This window comes from Saccharomonospora iraqiensis subsp. iraqiensis (assembly GCF_000430445.1).
Lineage (GTDB): Bacteria > Actinomycetota > Actinomycetes > Mycobacteriales > Pseudonocardiaceae > Saccharomonospora > Saccharomonospora iraqiensis.
Map to the genome: position 1 here is coordinate 2,248 of NZ_KE387048.1, position 1,975 is coordinate 4,222.

Below are 1,975 nucleotides of genomic sequence, written 5' to 3' on the forward strand. Positions count from 1 at the left end.
GCCCACCGCGCGCGGTCGATCGCCGCGCGCACCGCGTCGACGTCGGACCCGCCCGGCCGCAGCGGCGTCACAGCTCGTCGAGCAGCGCGGCGTACTCGTCGCCGAAGCCGCAGCGCTGCGCGATCATCTGCAACTGCTCGTCCGGGTACAGCTCGATCTCGTTGACGATCACCTCGAGTTCGGGGCCCGGCATGCCCAGGTCGGCCAGGATCTCCAGGTCGCCCTCGGGCCAGACCACGTCGTCATCGTCGTCGGGCGCCTCGGCCCGCAGCAGGTCGAGCACGTCGGCGGCGATGTCGTAGTCCAGCGCCGCCGCGGCGTCGGACAGCAGCAGCACCGCCCCGCCCGGCGTCGGCCGGACGATCACGAAGAACTCGTCGTCGACCGCGAGGAGCCCGAACACCGCCCCCGTGGAGCGCAGCGCGCGGAGTTCGGTGATCGCGGTGTCCAGTTCGCCGAGCGCCGCCGGGTCCAGCGGGCTGCACCGCCACCGGCCGTCCTCGCGCACCACGGCCATCGCGAACCCCGTGATCGGCTCTTTCACCGCCATGCGCCCACCGTATACCGGAACCGGCCCGGACGAACGACGAAAGCGGGGTGCGCGTCGTGCCACCATCTGTGGCCATGACCGGACCCACCGAACTGCCCTCCCTGCCCGACGCCCGCTTCGCCGGGCTGCTCGGCGAGGCCCGGGCGCGGCACGCCGAGACGGTCGCGCTGCGCCGCGCGATCCACCGCAACCCGGAGACCGGCCTGCAGGTCCCGGGGACACAACGGGCCGTCCTCGACGCGCTCGACGGCCTGCCGCTGCAGGTGAGCACCGGCCGCACGACGACGTCGGTCACGGCCGTGCTGCGGGGTGCCCGGCCGGGCCCCGCCGTGCTGCTGCGGGCGGACATGGACGCGCTGCCGATGCCCGAGGACAGCGGCGAGGAGTTCGCCTCCGAGGTGGACGGGGTGATGCACGCCTGCGGGCACGACACCCATGTGGCGATGCTCGTCTCGGCGGCCCGGCTGCTGGCCGCGCACGCGGACGAACTCGCCGGCTCCGTGGTGTTCATGTTCCAGCCCGGCGAGGAGGGGCACCACGGCGCGCGGCACATGATCCACGAGGGGGTGCTCGACGCGGCCGGAGCGCGGGTGGAGAGCGCCTTCGCGCTGCACACCTACGCGAACCTGCCGAGCGGCACGATCGCCACCCGCCCGGGACCGGTGCTGGCCTCGGCCGACACGTTCTCGGTCGAGGTGATCGGCGCGGGCGGGCACGCCTCGATGCCGCACAACGCGATCGACCCCGTCCCGGCCGCCGCCGAGATCGTCACCGCGTTGCAGACGATGGTGACCCGCCGGGTGAACGTCTTCGAACCCGCGGTGGTCACCACGACCCGGATCGCCGCGGGCACCACCGACAACGTCATCCCGGAATCGGCCGAGCTCGCAGGCACGATCCGCACCCTGTCCGAGGACACCCGGGCGAGGCTGCGCACCGAACTGCCCCGGCTGTGCGAGAGCATCGGTGCGGCGCACGGCTGCCGGGTCGGGGCCAACGTCCGGCCGGGGTTCCCCGCGACGCACACCGAGCCCGCGCGGTCGGAGCGCGCGCTCGAACTGGCCGCGGACGTGCTCGGCGCGGACCACACGCACCGGATGCCGGACCCGGTGATGGGGGCCGAGGACTTCTCCTACGTCCTCCAGCGGGTCCCCGGCACGTTCGCGTTCCTGGGCGCGTGCCCACCGGGCGAGGATCCGGCGCAGGCGGCGCCGAACCACTCCAACCGGGTCCGCTACGACGAGACCGCGCTGGACCACGGCGTCGCGATGTACGCCGCCTGGGCGCTCGACGTCCTGCGCCCGTGAGCCGGGGCGGTTACGGCAGGATGGGCGCCGTGCGGGACGTGTGCGTGATCGGACTGGGGCTGCTCGGCGGCTCCGTGCTGCGGGCGGCGACGGCGGCGGGCCGGACGGCGTGGGGGGC

The 1,975-nt window shown here is 74.4% G+C and carries 2 protein-coding genes; one reads left to right on the plus strand and one right to left on the minus strand.

Translation table 11 applies throughout. The annotated features are described in order from the left end of the window. Positions 1–67 precede the first annotated feature (67 nt). Positions 68–550, minus strand: a complete 483-nt coding sequence (locus ACTIR_RS0103680; protein ID WP_026453261.1) for a tRNA adenosine deaminase-associated protein — start codon at positions 548–550, stop codon at positions 68–70. Positions 551–624: 74 nt separating this feature from the next. Between ACTIR_RS0103680 and ACTIR_RS0103685 the strand changes: the two genes are divergently transcribed. Further along, positions 625–1,857, plus strand: a complete 1,233-nt coding sequence (locus ACTIR_RS0103685; protein ID WP_026453262.1) for a M20 metallopeptidase family protein — start codon at positions 625–627, stop codon at positions 1,855–1,857. The last annotated feature ends 118 nt before the right edge of the window (positions 1,858–1,975 follow it).

Excerpts from the sequence above, each read along its gene's own strand:
- ACTIR_RS0103685 (WP_026453262.1), top strand. The coding sequence starts at position 625 with ATGACCGGACCCACCGAACTGCCCTCCCTGCCCGACGCCCGCTTCGCC.
- ACTIR_RS0103680 (WP_026453261.1), bottom strand. The coding sequence starts at position 550 with ATGGCGGTGAAAGAGCCGATCACGGGGTTCGCGATGGCCGTGGTGCGC.